At 70.8% G+C, this 26,532-nt stretch carries 26 protein-coding genes; 12 read left to right on the forward strand and 14 right to left on the reverse strand.

Going from position 1 to position 26,532, the window contains the following annotated elements; genetic code table 11:
• Positions 1 to 29: 29 nt before the first annotated feature.
• Genes DAERI_RS03830 through ccmE form a run of 4 tightly spaced genes read right to left on the reverse strand, consistent with a single transcriptional unit; the run spans position 30 to position 3,586 of the window.
• On the reverse strand, positions 30 to 515 hold the full coding sequence (locus DAERI_RS03830; protein WP_235610245.1) for a cytochrome c-type biogenesis protein: 486 nt from the start codon (positions 513 to 515) through the stop codon (positions 30 to 32).
• Entirely contained in the window at positions 512 to 1,090 is a 579-nt protein-coding gene (locus tag DAERI_RS03835) for a TlpA family protein disulfide reductase (RefSeq protein WP_103128104.1), read from the reverse strand. The genes DAERI_RS03830 and DAERI_RS03835 overlap by 4 nt, the downstream gene beginning before the upstream one ends.
• A gap of 29 nt (positions 1,091 to 1,119) precedes the next feature.
• Positions 1,120 to 3,117, reverse strand: a complete 1,998-nt coding sequence (locus tag DAERI_RS03840; RefSeq protein WP_103128105.1) for a heme lyase CcmF/NrfE family subunit — start codon at positions 3,115 to 3,117, stop codon at positions 1,120 to 1,122.
• Positions 3,118 to 3,124: 7 nt separating this feature from the next.
• Complete coding sequence (gene ccmE, locus DAERI_RS03845; protein WP_103128106.1) at positions 3,125 to 3,586, reverse strand: cytochrome c maturation protein CcmE; 462 nt, start codon at positions 3,584 to 3,586, stop codon at positions 3,125 to 3,127.
• A 544-nt stretch (positions 3,587 to 4,130) separates the two neighbouring features.
• Here ccmE and DAERI_RS03850 point away from each other — a divergent pair.
• A complete protein-coding gene (locus tag DAERI_RS03850; RefSeq protein ID WP_235610247.1) occupies positions 4,131 to 5,633 on the forward strand; it encodes a phospholipase D-like domain-containing protein in 1,503 nt (500 codons plus the stop codon).
• A gap of 745 nt (positions 5,634 to 6,378) precedes the next feature.
• Positions 6,379 to 8,316 (forward strand): DUF5693 family protein, encoded by a 1,938-nt coding sequence (locus DAERI_RS03855; protein ID WP_221274093.1) that lies wholly within the window; start codon positions 6,379 to 6,381, stop codon positions 8,314 to 8,316.
• Positions 8,317 to 8,536: 220 nt separating this feature from the next.
• Here DAERI_RS03855 and DAERI_RS03860 read toward each other — a convergent pair whose 3' ends face one another.
• The 3 genes from DAERI_RS03860 to DAERI_RS03870 form a co-directional block, all read right to left on the reverse strand.
• On the reverse strand, positions 8,537 to 9,184 hold the full coding sequence (locus tag DAERI_RS03860; RefSeq protein WP_103128108.1) for a TVP38/TMEM64 family protein: 648 nt from the start codon (positions 9,182 to 9,184) through the stop codon (positions 8,537 to 8,539).
• A gap of 576 nt (positions 9,185 to 9,760) precedes the next feature.
• On the reverse strand, positions 9,761 to 10,897 hold the full coding sequence (locus DAERI_RS03865; RefSeq protein WP_103128109.1) for an LCP family protein: 1,137 nt from the start codon (positions 10,895 to 10,897) through the stop codon (positions 9,761 to 9,763).
• Between the two features lie 165 nt (positions 10,898 to 11,062).
• Positions 11,063 to 11,662 (reverse strand): hypothetical protein, encoded by a 600-nt coding sequence (locus tag DAERI_RS03870; RefSeq protein ID WP_103128110.1) that lies wholly within the window; start codon positions 11,660 to 11,662, stop codon positions 11,063 to 11,065.
• Between the two features lie 65 nt (positions 11,663 to 11,727).
• On the opposite strand from DAERI_RS03870, the gene DAERI_RS03875 reads away from it, so the two are divergent.
• The 5 genes from DAERI_RS03875 (at position 11,728) to DAERI_RS03895 (ending at position 15,291) form a co-directional block, all read left to right on the forward strand.
• The gene (locus DAERI_RS03875) at positions 11,728 to 12,774 is read left to right on the forward strand and encodes a C39 family peptidase (protein ID WP_103128111.1); all 1,047 of its coding nucleotides are present in this window, start codon (positions 11,728 to 11,730) and stop codon (positions 12,772 to 12,774) included.
• Positions 12,775 to 12,849: 75 nt separating this feature from the next.
• The gene (locus tag DAERI_RS03880) at positions 12,850 to 13,380 is read left to right on the forward strand and encodes a TlpA family protein disulfide reductase (RefSeq protein ID WP_103128112.1); all 531 of its coding nucleotides are present in this window, start codon (positions 12,850 to 12,852) and stop codon (positions 13,378 to 13,380) included.
• The gene (locus DAERI_RS03885; RefSeq protein WP_103128113.1) at positions 13,367 to 13,861 is read left to right on the forward strand and encodes a magnesium transporter; all 495 of its coding nucleotides are present in this window, start codon (positions 13,367 to 13,369) and stop codon (positions 13,859 to 13,861) included. Before DAERI_RS03880 ends, DAERI_RS03885 begins: the two co-directional genes overlap by 14 nt.
• A 61-nt stretch (positions 13,862 to 13,922) precedes the next feature.
• Positions 13,923 to 14,948, forward strand: a complete 1,026-nt coding sequence (locus tag DAERI_RS03890) for a magnesium transporter CorA family protein (protein ID WP_103128114.1) — start codon at positions 13,923 to 13,925, stop codon at positions 14,946 to 14,948.
• 142 nt (positions 14,949 to 15,090) lie between these two features.
• Positions 15,091 to 15,291 (forward strand): hypothetical protein, encoded by a 201-nt coding sequence (locus DAERI_RS03895; RefSeq protein WP_103128115.1) that lies wholly within the window; start codon positions 15,091 to 15,093, stop codon positions 15,289 to 15,291.
• Positions 15,292 to 15,636: 345 nt separating this feature from the next.
• Here the strand turns inward: DAERI_RS03895 and DAERI_RS03900 are convergent, their stop codons facing one another.
• The 6 genes from DAERI_RS03900 to DAERI_RS03920 all read right to left on the reverse strand — a co-directional run bounded on the left by DAERI_RS03900 (position 15,637) and on the right by DAERI_RS03920 (position 20,225).
• Positions 15,637 to 16,398: a LysM peptidoglycan-binding domain-containing M23 family metallopeptidase gene (locus DAERI_RS03900; protein ID WP_103128116.1), complete on the reverse strand. Its 762-nt coding sequence runs from the start codon at positions 16,396 to 16,398 to the stop codon at positions 15,637 to 15,639.
• A gap of 187 nt (positions 16,399 to 16,585) precedes the next feature.
• Positions 16,586 to 17,068 (reverse strand): SDR family NAD(P)-dependent oxidoreductase, encoded by a 483-nt coding sequence (locus DAERI_RS23045; protein WP_201262714.1) that lies wholly within the window; start codon positions 17,066 to 17,068, stop codon positions 16,586 to 16,588.
• The gene (locus DAERI_RS23050; RefSeq protein WP_201262715.1) at positions 17,065 to 17,358 is read right to left on the reverse strand and encodes an SDR family NAD(P)-dependent oxidoreductase; all 294 of its coding nucleotides are present in this window, start codon (positions 17,356 to 17,358) and stop codon (positions 17,065 to 17,067) included. The genes DAERI_RS23045 and DAERI_RS23050 overlap by 4 nt, the downstream gene beginning before the upstream one ends.
• Positions 17,359 to 18,702 carry a family 1 glycosylhydrolase gene (locus tag DAERI_RS03910; protein WP_103128117.1) on the reverse strand — a complete coding sequence of 448 codons (1,344 nt, stop codon included), beginning with the start codon at positions 18,700 to 18,702 and terminating at the stop codon, positions 17,359 to 17,361. It lies immediately after the preceding gene.
• Between the two features lie 126 nt (positions 18,703 to 18,828).
• A complete protein-coding gene (locus DAERI_RS03915; protein WP_103128118.1) occupies positions 18,829 to 19,482 on the reverse strand; it encodes a hypothetical protein in 654 nt (217 codons plus the stop codon).
• Positions 19,479 to 20,225 carry a ZIP family metal transporter gene (locus DAERI_RS03920; RefSeq protein WP_103128119.1) on the reverse strand — a complete coding sequence of 249 codons (747 nt, stop codon included), beginning with the start codon at positions 20,223 to 20,225 and terminating at the stop codon, positions 19,479 to 19,481. The genes DAERI_RS03915 and DAERI_RS03920 overlap by 4 nt, the downstream gene beginning before the upstream one ends.
• Before the next feature lie 223 nt (positions 20,226 to 20,448).
• On the opposite strand from DAERI_RS03920, the gene DAERI_RS03925 reads away from it, so the two are divergent.
• Positions 20,449 to 21,927: a phospholipase D-like domain-containing protein gene (locus tag DAERI_RS03925; protein WP_103128120.1), complete on the forward strand. Its 1,479-nt coding sequence runs from the start codon at positions 20,449 to 20,451 to the stop codon at positions 21,925 to 21,927.
• A gap of 115 nt (positions 21,928 to 22,042) precedes the next feature.
• Positions 22,043 to 22,837 carry a hypothetical protein gene (locus tag DAERI_RS03930; protein ID WP_103128121.1) on the forward strand — a complete coding sequence of 265 codons (795 nt, stop codon included), beginning with the start codon at positions 22,043 to 22,045 and terminating at the stop codon, positions 22,835 to 22,837.
• Positions 22,838 to 22,912: 75 nt separating this feature from the next.
• Here DAERI_RS03930 and DAERI_RS03935 read toward each other — a convergent pair whose 3' ends face one another.
• Positions 22,913 to 24,268, reverse strand: a complete 1,356-nt coding sequence (locus tag DAERI_RS03935; protein WP_103128303.1) for a VanW family protein — start codon at positions 24,266 to 24,268, stop codon at positions 22,913 to 22,915.
• A gap of 831 nt (positions 24,269 to 25,099) precedes the next feature.
• Between DAERI_RS03935 and DAERI_RS22720 the strand changes: the two genes are divergently transcribed.
• The 3 genes from DAERI_RS22720 (at position 25,100) to DAERI_RS22265 (ending at position 26,522) form a co-directional block, all read left to right on the forward strand.
• Positions 25,100 to 25,279 carry a hypothetical protein gene (locus tag DAERI_RS22720; protein WP_235610249.1) on the forward strand — a complete coding sequence of 60 codons (180 nt, stop codon included), beginning with the start codon at positions 25,100 to 25,102 and terminating at the stop codon, positions 25,277 to 25,279.
• A gap of 101 nt (positions 25,280 to 25,380) precedes the next feature.
• A complete protein-coding gene (locus DAERI_RS03945) occupies positions 25,381 to 26,061 on the forward strand; it encodes a DUF1345 domain-containing protein (protein ID WP_103128122.1) in 681 nt (226 codons plus the stop codon).
• A 293-nt stretch (positions 26,062 to 26,354) separates the two neighbouring features.
• Positions 26,355 to 26,522, forward strand: a complete 168-nt coding sequence (locus tag DAERI_RS22265; RefSeq protein WP_164973327.1) for a hypothetical protein — start codon at positions 26,355 to 26,357, stop codon at positions 26,520 to 26,522.
• Positions 26,523 to 26,532 lie beyond the last annotated feature (10 nt).

Raw genomic sequence — 26,532 nt, forward strand, 5'->3', positions numbered from 1 at the left:
GACGAGGGCAAAGAGGGTCAGGCCCAGGATCACGCCTGCCCCCCCGCCCGGTCATCCCCCCGGGTCTCACGCCGCACCTGGGCGAGGAAGGGGTCGAAGGGCGCCTCGGTCCCCGCCTCCGGGATGGACGGAGCCGCGACGTTCCGTTTGCGCAACACGCCCCACAGCACCGCGCCCCCCGCCACCAACGCCGCCAGCGGGGCGCCCCACAGCAGCAGGTTGCTCCCCTCCTTGGGCGGGTCGAGCAGCACGAAGTTCCCGTACCGCGCGGCGAAGTAGGCATAGATGTCCCGGTCGCTGCGCCCCGCCACCACCTGCTCGCGCACGTCCCGCAGCATCTCCCGGCTGAGGTCGTTCGTGCTCTCCGTGATGGGCAGGCCCGTGCAGATCGGGCAGCGCAGGTTGGTTCCCAGCCGCTCCGCCCGCGCCTCCTGGTCGGGCGTCAGGGCGAGCGACACGGACAGCAGCAAGCCCAGGACGAGGGCCAGGAGTCCCCACACCCCTGGCCGCCTCACAGCCCCGCCACCCCGATCTTCGCCAGCCCCGCGTTCAGCCGCTCACGGGTCAGGCCCCCCGACGCTTTGTCGCGGATCACGCCCTCACGGTCGATGAAGAACGTTTCCGGAATGCCCGACACGCCGTAATTGATGCCCGTCTGGATGCCGGGGTCGCGCAGGGAGGGATAGGCGAGGGCGTACTCCTTGATGAAGTCGCGCGCATTTTGTTCCTTCGTCTCCTGGAACAGGACCCCGACGACCGCCAGGCCCTGTCCCGCGCCCTGCCGCTCGCTGAGTTCGCGGAACAGGGGCGCCTCCTCCCGGCACGGCGTGCACCACGAGGCCCAGAAGTTCAGGACGACGGGACGGCCCTGGAGGGAGGCCAGGCTGACCGGAGCGCCGTCAAGGCTTTCGAGGGTGAAGGCGGGGGCGGGCTTGTTGATCAGTGGCCCACCCTCCGGGGTGTTGCGCGCGGGGTTCAGCAGCGCTGCACCCAGCACCCCAACGAGCCCCGCCGCAAGCACGGGGGGCAGCAGACGTCGCCACAGGGGAGCGGGAGTCGCGGGTTTGGGGTTCGTTGAAACCTCTGTCATACATCCTCTCTCTTCTTCAGGGGCAAGGGCTAGTCAGTCGCCGGGGCCGTCCGCGCCACGGGCACGCGCACCGTCGCGCGCTTGGGCGGCACGAGCGTCAGCCCGGCCCCCAGCACCACGATCAAGGTGCCCCACCAGATCCACGACACGAGCGGGCTCTCGATCAGCCGCACGCTGGCCCACCGGCCCTGCTCGTCAAAGGCCGTCACGACGAGGTAGGTGTCGCCCAGCACCCCGTAGCGCACCGCGGGCGCGGCGAAGGCGGAGTTCCCGCCCTGCACGTAGGTGTTGAGCTTCGCCTCGAAGGGCCGCCCGTCGATCAGCACGCGCGCCACCTGGGACCGCCCGTAGGGCTTGGTGTCGAGCCGGGTGCCTTGCAGGGCCAGCGTCTCGTTCAGCAGTTTGGTGGGGGCCGCACCGACCTTCAGCGTAGTCTGTGCGTCCTGCCGATAGGCGCCCGAAAAGGCGATCCCCAGGGCGATGACGACCAGCCCGACGTGCGCGAGGTAGGCGCCATAGCGGCGCGGCTGCTCGCGGACGAGGCCGAGGAAGCCACTTCCCCGCCGCGCCGCCGCCCGTTCCCGCAGCGCCCGCGCGGTCAGCAGCCCCAGCCCGACGAGGTTGTACGCTGCGAGCGCCACCGTGCCCAGCACACCCGGGCTCCGCACGCCGAACGCGAAGGCGATCAGCCCCGCCCCCAGCCCCGCCAGCAGCAGGGGTCGCAGCGCCCGCCAGAAACTCTGCCCGTCTGCCCGCCGCCACGGGAGCAGCGGCCCCGCGCCCATCAGCAGCAGCAATCCCAGCCCCAGCGGAATGGCGAAGGCGTTGTAGAAGGCCGGGCCGACCGAGGCATCCCGCCGCCCCTGCACTGCCTCCACGAGGGTGGGGAACAGGGTCCCGACGAGCACCATCACCGCGAAGACCAGGAACAGCCAGTTCCCGGCCAGGAAGGCTCCCTCACGGCTCACCGGGGCGGGCGGGTCGGCCTCGTCGCGCAGGTGGGGCGCACGCCACGCGGCCAGCCCGATCCCCGCCACGAGCAGGAAGGCCAGGAAGCCCAGGAACACCGGCCCGACCGGCCCGCCCGCAAAGGCGTGGACGCTCTGCACGATCCCCGAGCGGTTCAGGAAGGTGCCCAGCACGGTGCTCGCGTACGCCAGCACGATCAGCCACACGTTCCACGCGCGCATCAGCCCGCGCCGCTCCTGAATCTGGACGGAATGCAGGAAAGCGGTGGTCAGCAGCCAGGGGATGAACGACGCATTCTCCACCGGGTCCCAGGCCCAGTACCCGCCCCAGCCCAGCGTCTCGTAGCTCCACCAGCCGCCCGCCACGATGGCGGCGGTGAGAAAGGCCCAGGCGACCAGCGTCCAGCGCCGGGTCACGACGACCCAGTGGTCCGAGAGCCGCCCGGTCACGAGCGCGGCGACCGCGTACGCGAAGGGCACGCTCAGCCCCACGAAGCCCAGGTACAGCAGGACCGGGTGGACGGCCATCATCCAGTGGTTTTGCAGGGCGGGATTGGGCCCGGAGCCTTCCGCCGGAATCTGGCTCAGCGGCGTGAACGGGCTGGCGATGCTCGCGCATACACCCACGAAAAAGAGCAGGCTGACGAACATCGCGCCCAGGGCCCAGGGCCGCAGGGCGTCGCGCCGCAGGGTCAGGCTCAGCACGAGCGCGAAGCCCGCGAGCAGCCACGCCCACAGCAGAATCGACCCGGAGAGTGCTCCCCACAGGCTCGTCACCTTGACCCAGGTCGGCGAGGCCCGCATGGAGTGTTCCGCCACGTACCGCACGCTGAAGTCGTCGCGCAGCAGCGCGGCCATCAGGACCAGCGTCCCCAGGCTCACGAGGGCGAAGACGGCCCAGACCGCCCGCCGCGCGGCCTCGGTGGCCCGGCTGTCGGCCTTCAGGCCACCGACGACGGCCAGCCACGTCCCGCCCAGGGTAAAGGCGAGCGCCGCGAGCAGGCTAAGCTGGCCCAGCGCGCCGAGCGCACTCGACTGGAAGGAAATCAGGTTCAGCATCCGCCCCTCATTGCTGGCTCTGGTTTTCCTGAAGGAGCTTCTTGAGTTCGGCCTGCGTCTGCGGCACGTGGTACTCCTCGGAGTGCTTCACCACGAGGTCGGTGGCGTGGAAGGTGTTGCCCTGGAACGTCCCGCGCACGACCACGCCCTGGTTCTCCTTGAACAGGTCGCTGACCGCGCCGCGGTACTGCACCGGGAAGGTGGCGCCGCCGTCCGTCACGTTGAACTTGAGGTCGAGGGTCTGCGGGTTGTACTGCACGGCCTTCACCAGCCCGCCGATGCGCAGGGGGCGGCCCTCGAACTGGGCGCGCTGCTGTTCGTACTCCGTCGGTGTGACGAAGTACTCCAGGCTCTTGCCCAGGTTCCCGAAGGCGATAAAGGCCGTCAGGCCCACGAGCGCGAGCACGCCCAGCATGGTCGGCCAGGGGCTGCGCCGACGCCGCCTCGCGCGGGGCAGGGGAGTCGTCATCGGCGCTCCTCCTCCCGCAGGGCCCGCAGCCGCAGCCACATCCAGGCGAGGTACGCCCCCAGCAGCACCAGGGGCACCACGTACACCACGATCACGTACCAGGCGTACTTATCCATGGCTGGCCTCTTCCACGACCTCGCTTAATCCTGAAGCCCACCCTGCTCCTGCATAAACGTCTCGCGGCAGAAAAACAGACGCTCGCGTCAATCAGCCCTCCCGTGTGACCATACGTATGAGCACTTGTTCATGCGTACAGTGTATGGGAAACTGAGGCTGGGTTCAGGGGCACCCGTCCCACCCTTGCTCACCCCCAATCCTGCCTGACCAGACGAGGCCCCTGTGCTGCCATGGAAGAAGCCCCATGCGGCGATCGGGCGGCCGCGAGGAGTTTTCACGCTTGAATCCCGGTTCCGTGCATCCGTTGCAGTCGAGTTCGCCTCAGAAGGCGTGTCCTGTTCCCCTCACCCGCTCCGTCGCCTGGGGACTGGCCTGGCTGGTGCTATTGCTGGTTCCTGACGCCCGGCCCGGGGGGTGGGGGCTGGCCTTGGCGGCCGGGTTCGAGGTGGCCGGACCGCTTCCCGCGCCCGACACCGCTGCCCTCGACGGTCTGGGCCTGAACACCTGTCCGGTCCCTCAAGCGCCGCTCGACCGCCTGCTGTTCGAACGGACACGGGGACAGGGCGCGGCGCTGAGCTGCGGGAACCAGGTAGAAGGGCTGTTGCACTTTCCGAACGCGGACCCCGCCTACAGCGCCCAGCCGCGCCGCCCTGGGGGGGCCTTCGACCTGTTGGTGGACCAACTGCGCCGGACGCGACGGGAGCTGCTCATCGCCAACATGATCTGGGACGACGGTCCGGATGCCCCGGGGGCGCGGGTTGCCCAGGCCATCGCCGCCCTGCGGCGGGACGTGGCCGCGTTCCCCGACCGCTACCCGGACGGCGTGACCGTGCGCGTCATGCTCGGCCACTCCATCCGGCTGGGTGACCTCGACCCAGCAGCCAACGCCTACAACGCCGCCCGGCACCTGCTGGACGCGGGCGTCCCGCTGACCCGTGACCCCGTGCCCGGCTGGCGCCTGGAGATCGCCGACTACGCCTACGCCCTGCCCCACAACCACATGAAGCTCGTCGTGCAGGACGGCGAGCGGATGCTGGCTGGCGGGTACAACGTCAGCTTCTTCCACGAGCCGCAGACGGCACCAAGCGGGCGCGGTCTCGATCTGACGGACCTTGCCTTGTGGGTGCGCGGCCCGGTTGCCCGGAACGCGCTGGCGGCCTTCCGCGACGGGTGGACCCTGAGCCAGCGGCTCACGTGCCGAACCCCCCCGTTGCCAGCCACGCTGCGGCGCGAGTGTGCCTTTGAGGTTCGGGCACCACTGCTGCCGTTGGGCTGGGCGGCCCCTGCCCCCGCCGCCGGAACCGCCCGGGTGTATCCCCTTTACCGCCGCCGCGGCTACCAGAATGCCGACGACACGGTGAGTGCCCTCTTCGCGGCGGCGGGCACGAGCATCGACGTGATGCAGTCCCAGGTGAGCGGCACCCTGGGCTGCGTGGGGAAGCTGTCCGAACCGGGCGGCTGCGACCCCGCCTTTCAACTGCCCGTATGGCGCGCCGCTGTCCGCGCGATCCGCGAGCGGGGCGTCACGCTGCGGCTGCTGCTGGACTACGATCCGCTGCTCCAGGCGGAGACGCTGGCCCTGCTGCGCGGCCTCCAGGCCGAGCTGGCGCCGCTGGGGCTGCAAGGGCGCGTGCAAGCCCGTTGGTACGGCACGTCAGGTGGGCTGCACACCAAGGCTGCCCTGATTGACAACCAGATGCTCACCGTCGGGAGCCAGAACCTGCACTATTCCTCCTTCGGGCCGCTCGGCCTGGGCGAGTACACGCTTGCCACGAGCGACGCCGGGGCCATCGACGAGTACCGGCGCATGTTCGCCTTCGAGTGGGCCCGCGCCCGGACAATTCAGGCGCCCTGGTGGCTGCCCGCCGACTTCCGTCCTTCCCCTTCCCGCCCTGAACCGGAACCGGGTGACCGCCCGGGAGGGGAATAGATGCCCTGGAGGACGACCCTGCGGCGGGAAGCCGATGTCCTGACGCTCGCCGGACTCGGGCCGTGCAGAGGGGCTGGGACGGCCGGGACGCCTCCCTCGCCGCTGGGCCCGCTCGAACTCGCGTTGTGGCGGATCACGACCGAGGGGAGCGGGCAGACCTCTCATGCGGCCATGCCTCGCTGGGTAACCTCCGCACGGCTCGGGCCTCCGGCCAGCCTGACACTCCCGTCGCCACGGCGGGGCAGATCCCTCAGGCGCGCCCGGAGGTTTTGCTCACCACGGTGGAGGGGCACGCGGGGGAGGGCCGCCCCGGCTGAACCGTCGCCCTCGCCGTGCGCGACCCGTAGGAGCGGGTGCGGGCTGAACCCGCCGCTCCACCCTGTGGAGCTGGTCATGGCGGGTCTTGACCATCTCGTCCTGCCGGAAACGCCCCTCTTGGATGGTCGGGCCGTAGTTCTCGATGCGGGTGGCAAACATGAGCTGGAGCATCGTCCGTTCTCCTGCGGCGCCCGCGCCCCGACCACCAGCGTCGATGTGGGTGTGACGTCCGGGGCCTCCTCTCCTCCCATGCGCGCGCCGCGGCCACCCCTTGACAGGTTGCGACGGCACGTCGCCGTTGCCCCCCTGGGTTTCAGCTTCAGCGCTGGACGTGACCTGAGCAAGTCACGCTCCTTCCTGTGGACCGCTCGAGCCAGGCTCCTCCGCCATTGATCCGGCCCGCCCGCATGACCCTGTCAGGACCACCATGAGCCACCCTCAACCGACCCCTCACCCCACCTCGCCAGCTTCGGCGTTAAGTCGCCTGCCGCTGCCCACCCGCTCGCGCTTCCAGCCACTGCTGCTCTCGCTGATTCTTCTGGCGCTCATTCCTGCCGGGCTGCTGGTTACCAGCCGGATCGCGTTTGAGAACAGCGAGAAGACGGTGGCGCTCGTCATGGATTACCCGGCGCTCTCACAGCAGGCCAAGGAGACTGGACAGGACCCCGGCGCCCTGCTGCGGCGCTACCAGACGCTGGGCGTCAACGGTGTGGCGGTCTACGAGGATGTCGTGGCCTCGGCCATTCAACGCGGCGAAGCGTATTTCCTGACGGGCAGCGAATTGCAGGCGCGCCATCCCGGTGTGCCCGGCATCAACCCGGAGTGGTCGTACCTGAGGTCCATCAAGCCCGGCACAGTTGAGCGGCTGGTGAGGAGATACGGCTCGCTGGCCAACGCCGGTCCCATCAGTCAGGCCGCGGCAACTGGCGAACTGCTGCCGCCCGCCCGATACCGGCCGCTGCCGACCACCACCGTGACGGTGCGGGGGCAGCCGTGGGTGGGCTGGTCGGTAGATCCGCGCTACCTCCCCGCTGGTCCCAACCTCGCCCAGATCAGGACGTTGCAGGCCAGGGGCTTCGTGGTGGTCTACCGGCCCTACGACGACCAGCGCGTGCGCCAGCCGGGGGCGGACTGGCCGGACGTGCCCTTTCTCTCGTTCACCGGCAGCGAGGTGATCGGCGCGCGCAACCCCAGGGTGTTGGCCGACATCGGGGCGCGGCTGGGCACCCGGGTGCCGACCATCATCGAGAACAGCCCGCAGGCCGGTCTTGAGACCCTGATCGAGGGCCGCACGGCCGCGCGCATGTTCAGCCTGAACCCCAGTTGGCAGAACAACCTGACGCCGGGTGACGTGGCCAGCAAATTCGCGCTGGCCGCCCGCGAGCGGACCCAGCGCATCCTGTACCTGCGGCCCTTCCCGACGCAGGGGGAAACCGAGTATTTTCTGACCCTGCTCGGCAAGCAATTGGCGCGCAGCCACATCCGGGTGACGCGGCCGGTGATCGAGAATTACACGCCCAATGCGCTGCTCAGGGGGCTGAGCATGATCGGGCCGCTCGCCGCCCTGCTGCTGCTGGCGCTGAGCTATCCGCTGCCGCGCGTCGGGCTGATTGTGGGGGGGCTGGCGCTGCTGGGCGCCCTGGGCCTGAACGGCGGGGAGCCCTTTCACAGCCTGGCGCTGGTGGCGGCCATCACCTTTCCAGCACTGGGGCTGGTCTTGCGGCGCAGGCAGCTCACCGACTGGTTTCTCGCCACGGGGTTCAGCCTGCTGGGCGTGCTGTTTGTCAGCGCGCTGGGCGCCGACAAGGGCAGCATGCTGGGCCTCGACCCCTTCAGCGGCGTGGGGTTGACGCTGGTGCTGCCCATCGGGCTGGTGCTGCTGAGCTTTCTGCCCCGTCAGGACATCCGCCGGACGTTGGCCGACCTGTTTGCGGTCAAGCTCAAGGTGGGTGACGTGGTGCTGCTGGGCCTGGCGCTGGCCCTCTTCGCGGTCGCGGTGTCGCGGCGGGGCAACACCTCGGCGGTGGGTGTCAGCGGCGTGGAGGCCAGGATTCGCCAGGATCTGCAAGACGCTGTCATCCGCCCACGCTTCAAGGAGGTGTTCGGTCACCCGCTGCTGTTGCAGGGGCTGTCGGGCACGCTGCCCGGCTCTCTCACGGTCCTGGCGCTGTTGGGCGGCCTGGAAGGGCAGGCCAGCATCCTGAACACCTTCTCGCACTTCCACACGCCGTTTCTGATCAGCACCACACGGGCCCTGATCGGGCTGGGAGCGGGACTGCTGCTCGGCTTGGCAGCCGTCTGGGCCGTGAACCTGGCCCTTCGGCTGTGGAACACGTACGGCGGTTGGAATCCTGGCTGGCGATAAACGTCGCCGACCGCCCCGCCGAGCCGCGCCAGGACTTCTCCCAGTCCCGTGAGGGCCACGCTTCGGCTCGCGTGTGGGCGCACTGTTCCCTGAATCCGTTAGCCGGACGACGAACCAGCCGTGGCGGCAGGGAAGGGAGCGGGATGGGGCGACGATGCTGATTTCGGAGGCTGTGCAAGCGGCGACCCCGTCCGCAACGGTAGCGGGTGTCCTCCCCAGGTCAGCGTACCCCGGTCCCATCGTCCGGCGACCGCTGCTCCAGCCAGCGGCCGACCAGCCAGAAGGCGACGGCCGTGGCCGCGACCGCCCCCACCACCCAGGCTGTCCCGAGTCCACTCGCTGTCGCCCCCGCCCAGGCGTACAGGAAGGCGGACGGCAGCGCGCCCAGCGTGGCCGCAGGGATGACCTGCCGCCACCGCAGGGGCGAGGCGCCCGCCAGCACGGCCACCGTCTCGGCGAGCAGGGGCACCGGGCGCGTGACGACGAGGGCGAGCGGTCCCCAACGCCGCAGCAGGGCCTCACTGCGCGTTCTGGCCCCCGGCGGCACCAGCCGCTCGAGGAGGGGGCCGCCGCGCCGACCGAGCGCGAACCCCAGCAGCGTGGCCCCCACGCTGCCGACGAGCGAGAGCAGGGTCCCCAGCGGGGCGCCGTACAGCGCCCCGTGCGCCAGCATCACCACGCTGGAAGGCACGGGCAGCAGCACGTCCGTCGCGAGCAGGGCCACCCCCACCAGGCCCGCCGCCGCGCCGCCCCGGCGCAGAAAGGGCAGGGGGTCGGTCAGCAGGGGCAGCCCCAGCGCCTCCACCACCACGAACAGGACCAGGAAGACCGCGACGAGCGCGCCCACGACCGCCCAATACTGCTTCACCGCCCACCCCGCGGCAGGAGGCCAGGCGGCATCAAAGGCCCCCCGCCGTTCCGCGGTCCCGGATCAGGAAGGGCTCCTCGCCACCGCGAGCTGCCGGGGCCAGGCACCGGGGACGGATTGGACGGGGTCACGGCCGGTGGCTCCTCATTCAGCACGGGGCAGTATAAGAAGTTGGCGGCTGAACGTCGCGACCGATGCACAGGACCAGTGGAGCGCCACGGGCGATGCGGCCCGGGCAGCACGGGCGTGGTCAGCATTCAAGAGCACCACCCCGATCAGGTCCGGGACGGCACCCATCCACCTGCCCCACCTCGACTGAATGGCACGGGCGCTGTGGTGGTTCCAGGGAAGTGGAACGCCGGGGTGTCCTGCCTGACCGCCCGCCTGTTCGGCGGGGCAGCGGAGGCCGGTGGACGGGGCCGTGACCCGGGTGACACGCCACCTCTTCCAGAGCAGACCTGAAGCCGGAGCTCCTGAAGAGCCTCTCGCGGCCCTGGCCCGACCTCCCTGTGGTCGGTCCTGGCCGGGCACGTTCGGCGGCGGAGCCAGAGGAGCCGGCCCGCCGCGGCGCCCGCTTCACGGCGCCTTCGTGTCGCTCCCCAGGCGCACCGTCACGTCCGCGCCGGGGAGGCCTGCCTCCCGGGTCACCCGCCCATAACCCATGTCGCGCTGCACCGCCGCGGCCGCCTTCCCGCTCACGGTGGTTGGGCCCCCGGCGCGCGGACCGTTGGAGATCACGACCTGCTGGTAGCCCAGGCCCTCCAGCCGCGCCCGGAGGCGCCGGGCACTGCCGTCCGGCGCCCCGGCGTTCACGACCGCGACGGTCAGGAATCGCGGGTCGTTGGGGTCCCGGAACTGCTCCCGGACCAGGGCGTGCAGCGCGGGATGGTCGGCGACCCAGGTGCCACCGTCCCCGAAGGAGCCCGGGAGGGTCGCCGTGTTCACCTGGAGGCCCCCCAGCGCCGCGCCCAGCAGGGCGCCGACCTGCGCCCGGGTCAGGTTCGTCCTCGTGTTTCGGTCCAGCGCCCCCACCATGGCGGGGAGCCGCCACCAGTTCAGCGGGTTCTTGACCCGGTTCACCAGGGCGGTCAGGTAGAGCTGCTGCCGCTGGACCCGGCCGAGGTCGCCCAGGTTGTCCTTGCGAAAGCGCAGGAAGCCCTCGGCCTGCGGCCCGCGGAGGCGCTGACGGCCCGGCTGGAGGTCGATGTGCAGCTTGCCCGCGTTGTCGTCGTACTTCATGCGGCGGGGCACGTCCAGCGTCACGCCCCCCACCGCGTCGGTCAGTGCCCGCACCGCGTTGAGTGACAGCAGGACGTACGCGTCCACCGGCACGCCCGTCAGGTCCTGCACCACCTTGACCAGCAGCTCGGGCCCGCCCTTCACGTTGGCCCCGTTGATCTTGCCCCAGCCGTACCCCGCGAGGTTGACCCAGGTGTCGCGGGGAAGACTCAGCAGGTTCACCCGGCCGCCCGGCCAGAACTGCGCGAGCACCAGGGTGTCCGTCAGGAAGGTGAAGTCCTCCGGGGCCACCGGCCAGGGCCACACCGCCGCGTTCTCCTGGTAGCGGGGCGTCACACCGGCGAGCAGCACGGTAACCGGACGCCCCGCCGCGCGGGGCAGCGCCCCATACCGGGTGAGCGCCGGGACCGCGGGAGCCCCCAGGGCGACGAGGCCCGCCAGAACAACGAGCACGGGCACGGTGAGGCGGCGCACCCGGGCAGTGTAAGCCGCCCCTCCCGGGGCAGACGTCCGGGCGCGACTCCGGGACGGGGGGCCGCGGGGGGAGAGGAGGCCCGCGGCGGTGGGGCGAGCCTGGAGCGGCCGTTCGGCTCCTGCGGCGCGCGGCCCCTGGTCCGGCCCCGGGGAGAACGCGCCCCCTCAGGTGCCCCGTTCCAGCAGGCCAGCTCGGCGCCCGTACTCCTCGGTCCAGCCGTTGCTGAGGTAGAACTGCCGGATTTCCAGCCGGGAGAAGGGGGTGGTCACCACCTCCATCTGCATCCCGCTCCTCGCCTCCAGGTTCAGTTCGTGGGGGTCATACCACACGGTGTCGAACACGGCGTGATGGCGTTTTAGGGCCTCCAGTTCCCGTCCGTCCCCCTCCCGGTAGGGGAGGCGGAAGGAGGACAGGCTGTAGGCGGGGTCCCCCTGCCGCAGGATGACCGCCGCCCGGAGCGCCCCGTACGCCCCCAGGAGATCCGCTTCGGCTGGGAGGACACGCACGTCCACCGCCACCAGCCGTCCCAGGGGGTCATACTTGAGGATGGCCCGCGCCCGGTAGCCCTGCAAGGTGCCCGAGTAGACGGCGTCCCCGTGGGCGGCCTGCCGCTCGAAGCGCCAGCCCTGACGCGTCAGGATCGGGTGGGCCTCACTCCGGTCCGCGCCCCAGGCCAGGTTCGCAAAGCGGAACGCGGCGGCCTCCCCGGTCGGGGACGCGCCCAGCACGGCGGCGGTGAACAGGAGCAGCAGCTTTCCCCGCATGGGGGCACTCTACCGGACGGCACGGGGCTCACCCCAGGGCGGCCCTCACCCGGTAGCCTCGGGCGGTGAAGCGCTTCTGGCTCCCCCTGTCCAGCCTGCTCCTCGCCTGCGCGGCGCAGGCCGCCCCCTACACGCAGCAGACCAGTTTCGGCACGCCCGCGCCCGCCATCCGCGCCGCGCAGGGACGGGCGAGCGGGCCCGCGAGCTGGCAGGCCCTCCCGCCCCTGCGGGCGGGGCGTCTGGAGAGCGCGGCCGTCCCCGTGCCGCCCTTCAACGCGCTGATCCCGAGCTGGAACGTCACGGGGTCCACCACCAGCCCCGTCACGGTCGAGGTCCGGGTGCGCCGCCCGGGCGGCCGGTGGACCCGGTACTTCAGCTTCGGCGAGTGGCGGGCGGCCGGGCCGCGGGCGAGCCGCGCGGTCACGCGAACAGCGGACGGCACGGTGAACACCGACACCCTGGCGCTGCCCTTTCGCGCGGACGCCTTCCAGTTCCGGGTGACGGCGGGGGCGGGCACGCAGGTGCGGCTGCTCTCCTTCAACACGTCCGACACCGACCTGCGCTTCCGGGAACAGGGCGCGGCGGGGCAGGCGGCGGCCTGGAACCGGGTGCTGAAGGTCCCGGGGCTGTCCCAGATGATCTACCCGGAGGGGGGGCCGGTGTGGTGCAGCCCGACCAGCGTCAGCATGCTGCTGGGCTTCTGGGGAACACCGGTGCGCGTCCCGGACGCGGCGGGAGCGACCTTCGACGCGACCTACGACGGCTTCGGGAACTGGCCCTTCAACACGGCGTACGCGGCGACGCACGGCCTCCAGGCGTTCGTCACCCGGCTGGGCAGCCTGCGGGACGCGGAAGCCTACCTCCTGCAAGGCCTCCCGCTGGCCGTCAGCGTGCGCTTCCGGGCGGGCGAGTTGCCCGGCGCGCCGCTCTCCTGGTCGGACGGACACCTGATGGTCCTCACGGGATTTGACGCGCGGGGCAACCCGGTAGTCAACGACCCGGCGGCGCCCAGTGACGCCAGCGTGCGGCGCACCTACCCCCGGGCAGTCTTCGAGCGGCTGTGGCTGAATCACGCGGGCGGGATGGCGTATGTCCTGGCTCCACAGCCCTGAAGGACCTGACTTTCCTGGGTGCTCTGCCCGCACCGGGAGACTGGCTATGCTGAGGGGACCCACCCGGAGGACCCTATGAAGCGTGCGCTCGTTCTGCTTGCCCTGGTCGGCCTCACCGCGCCCCTGCCCGCGCAGGCGGGGGGTGGAACGGGTGCCGTGAGGCGCTCCGCCCCGAACTTCACCTTCACCGACCTGGGCGGAGAGCGGGTGAGCCTGGCCGAGTTGCGGGGCGAGGCGGTCATCGTGCAGTTCGGGGACGTGGGCTGCGCCGTCTGCCGGAAGAACGACCGCCTGCTGCGCCACTACCAACTGGAGTACGCCACCCACGGCCTGGTGGTCGTCAGCCTGCACGAGCGGGCCACGTTGGAAGAACTGCGGCGATACGACGCGGGGTTTACCTTCAGCACGCTCGCGGGACTCGACCCGGGGCAGGCGATTGCGCGCCAGTATCACGCCCTGACGCTCCCCACTACGGTCTTCATCGACCGGGCCGGGTTCATCCGGGACGTGCGTCGGGGCCGCCTGGAGGAGGACGACCTGCTGCGGTCGCTGCAAGCCCTGCTCTCACTCTCAGTGACTGAAGTGGCTGGAGATGGAGGGCCGTGAGATCGACTCTCCCCGCGCCTCCACGGTGCTGCTGTGGCGCAAGCGCATCGGCTGGCTGCCGACCCTGTTCGTGACCACCAACGTCATCGGCCCCAACGACTGCCTGGTCGCCCTGGTGCCCACGCTCGCCATCTCCTCCCCGACCCTGATCGGCGCGGGCGGCAACACCGGCAGCCAGTCGGCCACGCTGGTGGTGCGGGCCATCGCCCCCGGACAGATCCGCGGGCGCGACACCCGGAGGGTGCTGTTCGAGGAGTTCGGGGCGGGCCTCCTGAGCGGCGTGATCGCCTTGCTGCGGACCGCGCTCTTTCGCCGCAGTCAGCGGCTGGCTTGGGCGTTCACCGCGGCATGTGCCAAAACCTGGATCGCCATCTTCGCTGACGTCGTGGGGGCCCTGTTGCCGCTGCGCTTCAAGCGGCTCAAAGACGCGACCGACCTCCTCATCCAGTTCAACGTGGCGAGCCTGGTTCTCCAGGTGTGAGCGGGGGCACGCCACGTTTCTCTCGCCACAATAACCGGGTGCCTCGCTCAAAGGAGTCGCCATGAAGCCCCAAGCCGCCCAGGTCACTGAGGGTGAACACCGTCGCCCCGGTGATCTCCGGGCCTACCTCTTTGACCGCACCGGTGCGGTCAGCATTCAGCTCCACGCGCTGCCCGTTCGTCCGGCACCGGAGGGGGGCTTCACCTGGTTCGATGTGACCGACCCGGGGGCGGAGCACCTGGAGATGCTCCAGGGCCGCTTCGGGCTGCACCCCCTGGCCGTCGAGGACGCCTTGCACGCCCACCAGCGCGCCAAGGTCGAGGGTTACTCCACCTTTCAGTTCGTGGTCGTGCACGGGGTCTCCCGAGGTGACCAGGGCACGCTGAACATCCACGAACTCAACCTGTTCGTCGGGGCGGACTTCGTGATCAGCGTCCGGCACGGGCACGGCTTCGATCCCCAGCACATCCTCGACCGCTGGGAACGGGTCCCCCAGGACTGGCAGCCTGACCCCAGCAGCCTGTTCTACGTGCTCCTCGACGCCCTGGTGGACGACTACGCCCCCTTCACCGACGCCCTGGAGGACGACCTGCGAGACATCCGCCACCAACTGGTCACGCAGCCCGCCCTGGAGGAGGGAGAACTGCGGCGCATCTTCACCATCAGCGAACTGGCCTACGCGGCCCACGCCGTCGCCTTTCCGCTCAAGGACGTCCTGACGACCCTGCTGCGGGCGGGCCCACCGGTGGTGAGCGAGCTGGAGATTCCCTACTTCCGGGACATCCGGGATCATGTGGAGCACGTGGTCGAACGGCTGAATCTGGCCCGCGCGACGGCCGACCGCGCCTTCGACATCTACCAATCGCTGGAAGCCCGGGAGCAGGGTGCGGCCTCCCGGCAGCTCACCCAGGTGGCGACGGTGTTCCTGCCCCTGACACTGGTGACCGGGTTTTTCGGGCAGAACTTCAGCTTCCTGGTGGACCGGCTCATCACCAGCCCCCGGGCCTTCTGGATCTTCGGCGTGGGGCTGGAGGTCCTGGTCCTGGTGCTCACGCTGATCTTCGTGCGCCGTCTTGGGCGGCGCTGACCCGGAGAACGAACCTTTTTTCATGCCGAGCGCCCAGGCACCGCACTCCTGAACCGATGAGCCGCTTCGCGGACCGGGGGACCAGCGGATGGACACTCGACGGCGAACAGGCGGAAGCTCACGTCTTCACGCAGGGTTGCCGATGACCCTCCCACGATGGGCGCGGTTCGTCCAGGTGGCAGCCCTCCCGGTGGAGCCTGTGACGCACGTGGGCCTGTTGGCACTCGGCAACGGACTGGGAGGCCTGTTCCTGCTGCCCGGCGTGGTGGTGTCGTGGATGCACCGGCGAGGGTGGCCGTTGCGTTTCTTCGACCTGGGGTGCATGGAAGTCGGCCTGTCCTGACGCGGTGTCTTCTGGCCGTCGTCCTGAGGAGCTGGCCTCCATTCGACCGGGAGAGAGGACGTGGCCACGTCACTCCGGGTAGGATGGACAGGAAACCGGCTTGCCCCCACAGAACCGCTCGTTCACCGACACCCACAGGCCGGAAGTAGCCTCCGAGTTCATCGTTGCGGGCGCCTTTCACAGCGGCGTGACCGCACGTCCCTCACCGCAGAGGTGGCCTGTTCTTCCTGGGGTCTTCCTGACCGGGGGTCCACGCTCCAAGTGGGCAACGGCCCCCTGTCTTCCGGCTTTGAAGCGGCGTCCTCAGGACCTCTGGATGGGGGAATTGGGCCCCGCGCCCCGCCTTCACTGCACGCCCGAGGGGTTGACCGCCTGCCCCTCCCGGTACAGGCGGTAATCGACGTGGGCCCCAGTGCTCTTGCCGGTGCTGCCGACCCGCGCGATCACGTCGCCCGCCCTCACCCGCGCGCCCACCCGGACGAGGTTGGCGCTGTTGTGGCTGTACCGGGTCCTGACGCCGCCCCCGTGGTCGAGCACGACCGTCCAGCCCCACCCGCTCCGGCTGTCGAAGCGGGATTCCACGACCGTGCCGGGCAGCGCGGCGCGGATGGGCGTCCCAGCGGGGACGGCGAGGTCGAGGCCCGGGTGGGCGGCCTGGTAGGGCGTGGTGACCCGGCCCTGGACGGGCAGCGCGGCGTTCACCCGGATGGAGGCCGCGCGAACCACCGCGGTGGTGGAGGCGCGGGCCAGGGCCGGAGCAGGCAGCGTGAGGCGCTGCCCCACCTGGAGGGGCAGGCGGGGATTCAGCCCCCGGTTGACGCCCAAGAGGACCCCCAGGGTGATGCCATGACGTTGCGCGATCATGGACAGGGTGTCGCCCCGGCGCACCGTCCAGGTCCGGGTGGGTGCGGCGGGCAGGCTCAGTGCGGTTCCCACCCGTAGCCGGTTGGGGTTCACCCCGGGGTTGGCGCGCAGCAGAGCCTGGGTCGTCGTGCCGTGCCGCACCGCGAGGCGGGTGAGGGTATCCCCCGGTTGCACGGTGACGGTTGTGGCGGCAGCGAGGCTGAACATCAGGAGCGTCAGCGCGGTGAACAGGTGATTACGCATGAACGAGCGGCAACTTATCAAGGTGTACTAAAGCTTTGATGAGTGAGCAAGAATGCAGCCAACCTGTCATGAGGACGCAAGCAGCTCGGCACCGGCCGGGACGCCTACTGCCCGCCCCTCCTCCCGGATCAACCGCTGCCAGGAGGTACCGCGGCCGGACCCTCCAGGTGCCTGTTCACCGCAGGCGTTATGGGCGGTCGAGGCGTCCGCCGTCCACGACCAGGGCCGCGCCCTGCACGACCCTCGCGTCGTCCGAGGCCAGGAACGCGATGGCCGCCGCGAGGTCGGCGGGCTGCCCCACGAAGTTGGGGTCAATCACCTCCACCCCGCTCTTCACGTTGGGGTTCTCCCGCAGCATCGGTGTCTCGATGGCGCCGGGCAGCACGGCGTTCACGCGCAGCCCCCTGGCCTTGCCCTCCAGGGCGGCGGGGCGGGTCAGGGACACCAGGGCGGCCTTGGCAGCCGCGTACGGCGCGACCAGCGGGGAGGTCTCCACGGCATGGACGCTGCTCACGTTCACGATGGCGCCGCCCGGCCTCATGTGTTCGAAGCCCTCACGCACGAAAAAGAACGCGCCCAGCAGGTCCACCCCCAGCACCCGGCGCCGGTCCTCCGCCTCCAGTTCCAGGATGGGCTTGAACGTCATCAGTCCCGCGTTGTTGACGATCACGTCCAGCCCGCCGAAGCGCCGAGGGTCCCGGCCACACAGGCGCGCACCTGCCCCTCGTCGGAGACGTCGCACCGCACGGGCCAGGCGTCGGGCGCCCCATCCGTCTTCACCGCCTCGGCGGCCTGCCCGGCCCGGTCGAAGTCAAGGTCCGCCAGCACCACCCGCGCGCCTTCCGAGCCGAAGCGCCGCGCGGTCGCCAGGCCGATGCCGCTCGCGGCCCCGGTCACGATCACCGTCTTGCCCGTGAAGCGGGCCGGGACCCGCACGACAGGCTGAGCAACGTCACTCATCTACGCTTCTCCTTTCGACGCCAGGCGGTCGCCGGTGACGGCCGCCTCGGCCATCCCGTAGGTCGCCTCGCGGGCGTGGGCGTGGGTGCGGGCGAGGTCCTGCACGGCCGCCGCCGCTGCACCGTCCTGCTGGCTGGGTGGGAACACCGGCAGGGTGAGCGCCGTACTCTGCGTGGGCAGCACTGCCCGCCACTCGCGGATCAGGTCCCGGTACGCCTGTCCCACCGGCCGGAGGTTGCGGTCGAGGTCAGAGAGGCCCAGCGGGTTGACGGTGCCATTGTTCTCGCGCAGGGCGCTGTCCCAGTCCACCTGATCGGTCAGGGAGTACCAGGTGAAGCCCACGATGGGCAACCCGTCGTTGCGCACCCGCAGCACATTGGCCCACTCCTTGCGCAGCCACTGCACCGCCTCGTCCCCGTTTGGTCCCTGGTTGAGGTTCGTCTCGGTGTGCATGATCGGCAACCCGTACCGGTTGTAGTACTGTGCCGTGATCACCGAGTAGCCGTAGATTTCCCCGGAGGCCCGGGTGTTCCCGTCGGGTTGCACCAGATGCTCGTTGGTGACGTAGTAGTCGTTGCCCATGATGCAGTGGTGCTTGAGTGTGTTGTCGAGGAAGAAGTGGTACTCGTCCCGGGTCATGCCGTGGTCGAGCAGGTACTCGTACATCTCGCTGGAGACGCGGTGCCCGTAGTTCAGGTCGAGCGACAGGAAGCGCACCTGGTTGAGGAACTCGGCCCGGCCAATGGACTGGGGGTTCTGGGCGTGGAAGTACTCGCTGGACTCGCTCTGCACGAAGATCGCGTCGGGCCGGACCTGCAAGATCGCGTGCATGGCGAGCACGTTCGCCCGCACGATGTGCTTGAGGGCCGTGACAAAGGCGAGGTCGGTGGTGAGCTGCTCGTTCCACCAGCCGTACTTCGCGGAGAACAGGGCGCAGATGTACATCTCGTTCACGGGGGTGTAGAGCTGCACCCAGGGAAACCGCAGGGCGAAGGCCCGGGCGTAGCGGGCGAACTGCTCGGGGAAATCGGGGTTCTGGAAGTTCCCGATCCAGTCGGGAACCCCGAAGTGGCACAGGTCGGCGATGGGCATGAGGTCGCACCGCCGCAGGTCCCCGAAGGTCTCGTCGGCGAAGGTCCAATCGTAGCGATCCGGCCCCAGCCAGACGCGGTGCAGCGGCGGGCCGTAACGCAGGTGGGTCACGCCCAGCTCCTGCACCAGGTCGAAATCCCGCCGCCAGAGCTGGTAATGGCGGGTCTTGTCCATCTCGTCCTGGCGGAAGCGCCCGTTCTGGATGGTGGGGTAGGAGTTCTCGATGCCGGTGGCGAACATGAAGTAGAGCATGGTCGGTTCTCCTGTGGGGTCAGCCCGCTGCGAGGGCCAGCAGCAGCGCGCCGTCGCCGAAGGTACCCAGAGCGAAGGCCGAAAGCCGCGCCTGCTGCTGGGCGGGGCGTTCCTCCTTCAGCACGCTCAGCACGGCCTCGCCAGCCGGAAACGCCTCCAGGGTCGCGGAGGCGAGTTCGGAGAGGTCGGTGAGCTGCCGCAGGTCCCAGCCGGCGAGTGCGGCCAGCGCGAGGAGCCAGCGTCCGCGCCGGTCAGAGTTGGCCTGGTGTACAGCGTGCAGGCTGTGGTCGTCTGCCACAACCTTGAGGGCGAGTGCGACAAAGAACCGCCCAACCGCCCCAGGGAGAGCCATCCGCGCGTGTCGGCCCGGTGGGCCAGCAGGGAGGCGATCACGAAGTTGTCCAGCGCGTCGGTGGGGAGGTGCATCCAGAAGACGCGCTCGCCGGGCGCGCCATGGCCGATCGCCGCCCGCTGCTGCGCCCGTAAGGTCTGAACCAGCCGCCCGACGGCGGAACACAGCACCAGGCTGACGAACGCGATCACGGACACGTGGTGGCCGGGAAGGCCCAGCAGCGTGCCCCGTGGCGTCGCCCCGAAGACCTGCTGGCTGTCCCCGAACTCCGGCAGGATGCGCAGGAAGATGAACGCGACGGCGAGGCCCCCGGCGGCCGAGAGCAGCCGGTTGCGGGGCACACCGTCGGGGACCCGCAGGGCCGGCGAGAGCAGGTGAATGGCCGCAAAGCCACTCCCCAACAGCAGGGAAGCCAGGAACAGCGTCACGCCCCGGCTCCGGGGAGCAGCAGCTCGACCAGGAAGATGGCCAGGAAGCCCGCGAAAAAGGTCGCCGTCAGGAGCGGTGTCTCGGTGACCTGATGCGCCTCGGTGAGCAGTTCCTCGGTGACCAGGTACAGCAGGGCCGCCGCGGCAAAGGACAGCACCACCGCCAGCGCGAAGCCGGACAGCCCCGCGAACAGCAGCGCGCCGATCAGGACACCGACCGCCAGCGCGAGCGCGAACAGCAGGGTGACGCCGATCACCCGGGCGCGGGTCACCCCGGCGCGCCCCAGGGCGGCGACGGTGGACAGGCTGAGGAACAGCAGTTCCAGCGTGAGGGCCAGGGTGATCAGAAAACCGGCCTGGGCGTTGGTGCCCGCACTCACGCCGATCAGCAGGCCGTCGATCAGAATGTCGATGCCCGTGATGAGGGCGAGGCCGGTCGCGTTGCCCGCCCCCCCTTCTTCCGGCGTCGGCCCCGCCCCGGCCACGGGTTTGAAGAGACGTTCCAGCCCGAGCATCAGCACCACACCCAGGGCAAAGCCCAGCAGGACACCCAGCGGCTGATGTTCCTGCTTGATCTCGGGCAGCAGTTCACCGGCGACCGCCGCGAACACCGCGCCCGCCGCGAAATGCTGAAACGCGCTGCGCCAGCGCTCACCCGGAGGGCGGAGTGTGGCCAGGACGCCGCCCAGGACGGTCGTGCCCGCCGGGACAAGCACAAACAGCAGCAGCGAGAGGGCTCCCATCACGTCACCTCCACCCAGAAAAGCCCCCCAGGGGGAGTCCCCGCGCGCGACCCGGTCACGACGGGTGAACCTCCTGGTGGTCGAGCCTGGCCCCGTCGCGTGCGGGCCGCCAGGCCCCCTCACGTTGCCGGGTGCGGGCAGGCCCAATCCAGCCCTTCAGCTCGCCGGATTCTTGAACGTTTGTTCATACGTGCGGAGGAATGGCGGCGTATCGTCTCAGGCGGTGAGCGGTCTTTTCTTCGCCTCGCGCTGGCTTCCGGCGCTCCTGCTGGCTGTGGGGGGGCTGGCGGACGCCTCCGAATTCCCGATCGGGCTGGGCGGCGTGCCCCCGACCCCCAACCTCAATCCTTTCGGCCTGTCCTGTTCCAGGCCGGTCGATCCGCTGGAACTCGCGCTGTGGCGCGTCACGACCGAGGGGGGGCGCCCGGACCGTTCGTGCGGGAACGCGTTCACGGGCTTCCTGCGAACGCCGCGCACCGCCACACAACCCGATGCCTTTGACGTGACGGCGGACCAGATCCGGGGGGCGCGGGCGGAGGTGTTGCTGACCAGCATGGAGTGGCAGGCGGGCGAGGGGCGTCCCGGCTGGACCTTCGCGCGGGCCCTGCGGGACCTGTACCTGAAGGTGCGGGCAAATCCCGCCGACTACCCGCAGGGCATGACGGTGCGGGTGGTGCTGGGGGGGTTTCCAGACCTGGGGCGCCCCGACGGGGCCACGCAGCCGTTGGAACTCGTGCGGGACCTCACGCGGCTGGGCGTTCCCCTGAACGACCCGGCGGCGGGGTGGCGGCTTGGGGTGGCGAACTACCGCTACTTTCCGCACAGCCATGTCAAACTCCACGTGATCGACGGCCAGGACGTGACTGTCGCCGGGTACAATTACACCGCCTGGCACCTGCCGGACACGGCGCCGGGCGGGAAGGGCCTGCACGACCTGGGCCTGCGGATGCGCGGGCCAGCCGCGCAGGACGGCGTGACGGTGTTCAATGACCTGTGGCGCAAGGCCCAGCAGGTGCGCTGCCCCCCGGAAGTGACGGCGGAGAACCTCTTCCAGGCGTGTACCCTCGGCCCGGCGGAGCCGCCCACCCATCCGGGCGCGGCCCGGGTGGTCACCCCCGCAGGGGAGGCGCGCGCGTTCCTGCTGTACCGCCGCCCGGGGTTCGACCAGGCGGACCGGGCGATGGTGGCGCTGTTCGGGGCGGCGCGGCAGCGCCTGGACCTGATGCAGGCGCAGTTCAGCCCGGGGTATTCCTGCTGGTGGGCGTACCAGAATCCTGACGCCTGCCCGGTGAGCGAGTGGCCCGTGTACCTGCGCGCCGTGCTGGGAGCGATGGAGCGCGGCGTGAAGGTGCGCGCGCTGATGGTGGACTACGGCATCGACCGGGCCCCGAACCGCAGCGGCGCGGCCCTGCTGCGGCTGGAGGCGCGGCGCCGGGGGCTGGAGGACCGCTTCGAGGCGCGGTATGTCACCTTCCCCATGCACACCAAGGCGTTGACCGTGGACGGCCGGATGGTGGTGGCCGGGAGCATGAACCTGCACTTCTCCTCGTGGGGACCGCTGGGCCTGAACGAGACGATGCTGGCGACCACGGACCCGGGGGCGGTGGCCCAGCAGCAGGCGAGCTTTGAGGACGTGTGGGCCACGCGCAGCCGCGAGGTGCCGCAAGAGTGGTGGATGCGCAACGTCCCGGGGCGGGAATGACCGGCAGAAGCAGGGCCCCAGGGGAAATCTGACGTCGTCCCCGGAAGCGGACCGCCGGGAAGAACCGCTGCCTCACGTGCCCTTCCCTGAGCGCTGGCTCAGGTATGCTGGAACGGTGGCGCCCGCGGAGACGCACCTCGACTACCACCTGCCCCAGATGGACGGGGAGACCCGGGCCCGGGCGGTGGCACGGATGGTGGCCAGGCTGCCCGGAGCCCGGAAGATCGAGGCGGATGGACGCCAGCACCGCCTGCGGCTCTGCCTGGACGAGACGCAGACACCGCGGGCCGTCCTGGAAAGCAACCTGCTGCTGCTGGGGTACGGCGTCTGTGCCCGCGCCGGTGAGGTCCCCCTGCCCGGCATGCTCCATGCCAGCCTGGACACGGCCTGGCCCGAGCTGACGCCGTCAGGAGAGGGCCGGCCTGGCCACCCCCCGAGCGGTGCGTGGACCGGAGCACACTCCCCGCCCACCGCCAGGCGACGGAACCGGCCGGGGGTGGCCCTCTCCTCCAGGGGACTGGCGGCCCTGGTGGTCCTCACCACGGGCCTGGGCTTCTCGGCGGCGCGGACCTGGAGCGGCGTCGCCGGGCACCCGTCGCCCTGGCCCGCCGCGCTGATTGGCCTCGCGGTGGCGGCCGGCCTGCTGCTGATCGCCGCGCTGTTCTCCCGGCGACGCGCGTGGGGCCTGGCGTGGCTGCTGTCCTGGCTCGCCGCGGGGGTGCTGGGAGACGTGGTGGGCACGCTCCTGGACAGAACGGCCGAGCGAGTCCTGGCACCCTTGCTCGCCCCGCTGGCGCGCGGCCCGGGCGGGATGGACCGGTTCGGGACCGATCTCGCTGACCTGCTGGTCCTCGGGGGCGTGGTGTGGCTGCTCGTCGTGCTCGGGCGGCGCCACCCGGGCAGGGGGTAAGTCCAGGGCGCGCCGGACGGCACCCGACGAACCCTCCAGGGCCTGCCCTCCCGGTTCACCCATGGCGCGGGGTGTTCAGCGGCGCGTGCCGACCAGGAAGATGTTCGGCCAGGGCCGGTAGCTGCTCTTCAGCGTGTCCTGCCGGAAGGTCTGGCCCTCCCGCACGAAGCGGCGAGTGACCTCGATCACCGCCCCTGGCGCGGCCCAGTCCACCTGCTTGCGCTGCCCGGCGGGGAGGCTCGCGTCCCGGATGATGCGGTCGGCGGGGGAGGGGGTGGTGCTCAGCGTCCTCGGGTCACCGATCTCGACCGTGAAGTCGCGCGCCCGGCCGAAGACGCTGATGCTTAGGCGCGACTTCTCGTCGTCCCAGTCGGCCTGGAACCAGAGCGCGCCCCCGGTGTCGTTGGCGAACTTCAGGTCCTGGCTGGGCTGGTAGATGGTGCCGTCCAGCCCCTGGGGGTCGTAATACCGCACCTGATAGGAGTGGTTGCGCCGCTCGACCACCGGCAGCCCCGCTCCATACAGCGCGCGGAAGGCCGTGGTGCTGACCTGGCAGATGCCGCCACCGACCCCGTTCGCCGTGCGGTCGCCCGCGATGACCAGGCCCGTCACGTAGCCCGCGCGGGTAGTGACCGGGCCGATGAACTGGTTGAAGGAGAAGGTCTGGCCCGTGAACAGCCGATCCTGGAAGTTGCGGGTACCCACGTGGATGTTCGTCATCCGGGCCGCGCTGCTGCCGAAGTAGTTCGTCTCGCCCGTGCCCAGGTGCGCCGTGATGCCCCGCGAGGCGAAGAAATCCAGCGTGCGCTTCGGCGCGACCTGTCCCGTCACGACGACGGCAGCCTTGACTCCCCTGGGGTCTTTCAGGGCGGCGAGGATGTTCGCCCGCGTCCTCGCCTCGTCCACCTTCAGGCCGCCTCTCTGCACGACCGCCCAGCCCTCCTCCCAGCGGTTCTCGAAGCGGGCGTCCTGCGCCTCCCGCGGCAGGCTCGCCAGGAATTTCTTCAGGTCGGCGTCCAGACTCGCCGTGATGACGCCGCGTTGCCGGAGCTGCGCGGCCCGCTCGCCGGGCAGGGTCAGGGTCTGCGAGAAGGGCACCGTCGTCTTTTGGCCATCCACCAGCGCGGGCCAGTTCGCCTGCACCGTGATGAGCAGCGGCAGAGGGGCCGTCTTGACGGACTGGGTGGGGGCGGGAGCTGGCCGTTCTGGCACCGGGGCCGGTGTAGACGGCTGCGCCGGAGGTGCCGGGCTTTCGACGGGCGGGGGAACGGGTTCCGACCCGGGAAGGGGGGAAGGCGCGGGTTCCGAGGAGGGTGGGGGTGCCGGAACGGGCGCGGGCTGCAACGGCAGCGCGGGAATTTCGACCTGGGCAAAGGCCGAACCCAGCAGCACATTCAAGAACAGCACGCCATACTTCCGCCGTAGGATCATGAGCACACTATTCCATGGCTCGGCGACCAGAGGTCTGGCCGCCCGCGCCCGGGGCACAGGGGGCGGGCCGAATGTGAACGCGGCGGCCCGCCCCTAAGCTCGACCCTTCTCCACGCCGCCCAGGGACGGGCGGATGACCACCCGGAGGGGTGGATGGCTGCCTGGCCCACGTTCCCCCAGAACAAGCTCACCCCACCCCTCCCTGCTTGGCCTTCCCAGGGACACCCGCAGGAGCAGACCGGCGCCGGTGCCCCCGCAAGACCGCCCAGCGGACCGCTCCCGGAGAGCCGCACCTGGCCCAGCGGCACTTCCCGGTGATGCCCCTTTGGTCAGTCACCGCTCCCGGCCTGCCCACCGCTGAGGCCAGACCCGGTGGGGAGGTCCCGCGGGTTGGGCGGCCAGGAACGTCGGTTCCCAACGGAAGTGTCCTTCTGTATTAGGCTGTTCATGTGAGCCAATATTCACCTATTCATCTGGTCCGCCCGGGCTTGCTGGGCAGGTGGCGGGCAGGCGGGCCGCCCGCGGCCCCCGCCAGTAGGGGAACCTGTGACTGAGCGTCCCGCCCCGGCGTTCGCGCCCGTCCCGCTGTGGCAGCGCCTGCGGCCCCCCTGCCAGCCGCAGCCGTCGCCGTGGTCCTGGGGGCGGCGCGGCTCCATCCCACCCGAACGGCCACCACGGGAGGGCCACCCGCCGGCCAGGCCGCACCGCCCTTCTCGCGGCGAGGCCTGGGTGGGGGTGAACGTCTGGGTTTCGTGGTGCGGGCCGTGCTGGGAGGCGGCCCCCCTGCTTCGTGAACGGAGCGAGCGGCCGACGGGAGGAACAGGCCTGCCCGTGATCGGCCTCCTTGTTCAAGAGACCCAGGGGCAGAACGCCCGCGACGTTCTCCTTGAAGTTGTCCTCGGCTCCCGGCGCGACCCCAACCTGCGGGCGGTCATCCATTCCGGGGTGGGCGGGATGCCCGAGCCGTTCTTGCTCGACTGTCAGGACGTGGGCCGGGGGGCTGATGCGTGAGCGGCTGAAGGCGAGGCTCTCGAAGACGGGGGGAGCGGGACGGTGACGCGCCAGCGTCCTGGGCGCGGGGAAGCACGGCGCCCAGGCGGGGAGCGCAGGCCGTGACCGGGCACTCCTCCCTGCCCCAGCCGCACGCCGGGTGGCAGCCGTCCTGGTCCCGGCTGCTGCTCGCTGGCGCCGCTGGCCTCGCGGCGGCCCTCGTCCTCCCCGCTCCTTCCTCCGCCCTGGTGAGGATCATGGTGGGCTGGGACGGTGCAGCGCTGACCCTGCTGGCCCTGACCTGGGGGTTCATCCTGCGGTCACCCCCCGGGCGCACCCGGCATGCGGCGGCGGCCGAGGACCCCGGCCGCGCGGCCGTGCAGGCGGTGGTGCTCGGCTCCAGCCTCGTGAGCCTCGTCGCCTCGGCCGTCGTGATCGAGCACGCCAAACGCCTGGAGCCAGAGGCACCGCTGCTGGCCATCGCCGTGGCGGTCGTCGCCGTGCTGAGCGGCTGGTTCCTGACGCACACCACCTACACCCTCCGCTACGCCCACCTCTACTACAGCGACGGGGACGAGGAGGCGGGGCCGGACGGGGGCCTGGAGTTCCCCGGGGCCAGCGCCCCCTCCGCCCTCGACTTCGCCTACTTTGCCTTCGTGCTCGGCATGACCTTTCAGGTGTCGGACGTGGCCGTCTCCAGCCCGGTCATCCGCCGGTTGGCCCTGTGGCACGGCATCACCGCCTTCTGGTTCAACGTCGCGATCCTGGCGCTGACCCTGAACGTGCTCGGCAGCCAGATCTGACGCCCGCCTGGCATGCCCTGCGGACAGGCGGCGCCGCATGACCATGACCCGCCGAGCGGAGCCCGCGCACCGGATCAGCCCATCACGGGTCCGTCAGCGAGGCTTGGCGGAGGACCGACCCCAGGACCACGCCCGCTGCTGCGCCCCGACGCCCTCACCCGCCCTGCTCCTGACGAGCGGTGCCCGGGGACCGGGGAGGACGAGGCGGGTGTGATCCCCCGGGCCGTGGCCGCTGCCCACACCAGCGTCATCGCCGTGGGAGGGGTGGAAGCGCCCACCGCGACCACCGGGGTGTGAACCGTGGCCGGTCGCGGTCAGTGCGGCGGGGCCGCCGCGTTCCCGCCGCCTTGATGGAGGTCGGGGACGCGACCCACCCAGTGGACGGCCTGAACCTGCGGGAGTCCAACCCGCTGGACCGGCTGGCCCTGGGCCTCGCCTGGGGGTCCGGGAGCCCCTCGTGATGGGCCTCAC

The sequence above is a fragment of the Deinococcus aerius genome, assembly GCF_002897375.1.
Lineage (GTDB): Bacteria > Deinococcota > Deinococci > Deinococcales > Deinococcaceae > Deinococcus > Deinococcus aerius.

Bases quoted from the DNA above. Each gene is read 5' to 3' on its own strand.
- DAERI_RS03835 (WP_103128104.1), bottom strand. From the start codon at position 1,090: ATGACAGAGGTTTCAACGAACCCCAAACCCGCGACTCCCGCTCCCCTG.
- DAERI_RS03840 (WP_103128105.1), bottom strand. From the start codon at position 3,117: ATGCTGAACCTGATTTCCTTCCAGTCGAGTGCGCTCGGCGCGCTGGGC.
- ccmE (WP_103128106.1), bottom strand. From the start codon at position 3,586: ATGACGACTCCCCTGCCCCGCGCGAGGCGGCGTCGGCGCAGCCCCTGG.
- DAERI_RS03855 (WP_221274093.1), top strand. From the start codon at position 6,379: ATGAGCCACCCTCAACCGACCCCTCACCCCACCTCGCCAGCTTCGGCG.
- DAERI_RS03870 (WP_103128110.1), bottom strand. From the start codon at position 11,662: ATGCGGGGAAAGCTGCTGCTCCTGTTCACCGCCGCCGTGCTGGGCGCG.
- DAERI_RS03880 (WP_103128112.1), top strand. From the start codon at position 12,850: ATGAAGCGTGCGCTCGTTCTGCTTGCCCTGGTCGGCCTCACCGCGCCC.
- DAERI_RS03885 (WP_103128113.1), top strand. From the start codon at position 13,367: ATGGAGGGCCGTGAGATCGACTCTCCCCGCGCCTCCACGGTGCTGCTG.
- DAERI_RS03890 (WP_103128114.1), top strand. From the start codon at position 13,923: ATGAAGCCCCAAGCCGCCCAGGTCACTGAGGGTGAACACCGTCGCCCC.
- DAERI_RS03895 (WP_103128115.1), top strand. From the start codon at position 15,091: ATGACCCTCCCACGATGGGCGCGGTTCGTCCAGGTGGCAGCCCTCCCG.
- DAERI_RS03900 (WP_103128116.1), bottom strand. From the start codon at position 16,398: ATGCGTAATCACCTGTTCACCGCGCTGACGCTCCTGATGTTCAGCCTC.
- DAERI_RS23050 (WP_201262715.1), bottom strand. From the start codon at position 17,358: ATGAGTGACGTTGCTCAGCCTGTCGTGCGGGTCCCGGCCCGCTTCACG.
- DAERI_RS03910 (WP_103128117.1), bottom strand. From the start codon at position 18,702: ATGCTCTACTTCATGTTCGCCACCGGCATCGAGAACTCCTACCCCACC.
- DAERI_RS03920 (WP_103128119.1), bottom strand. From the start codon at position 20,225: ATGGGAGCCCTCTCGCTGCTGCTGTTTGTGCTTGTCCCGGCGGGCACG.
- DAERI_RS03935 (WP_103128303.1), bottom strand. From the start codon at position 24,268: ATGATCCTACGGCGGAAGTATGGCGTGCTGTTCTTGAATGTGCTGCTG.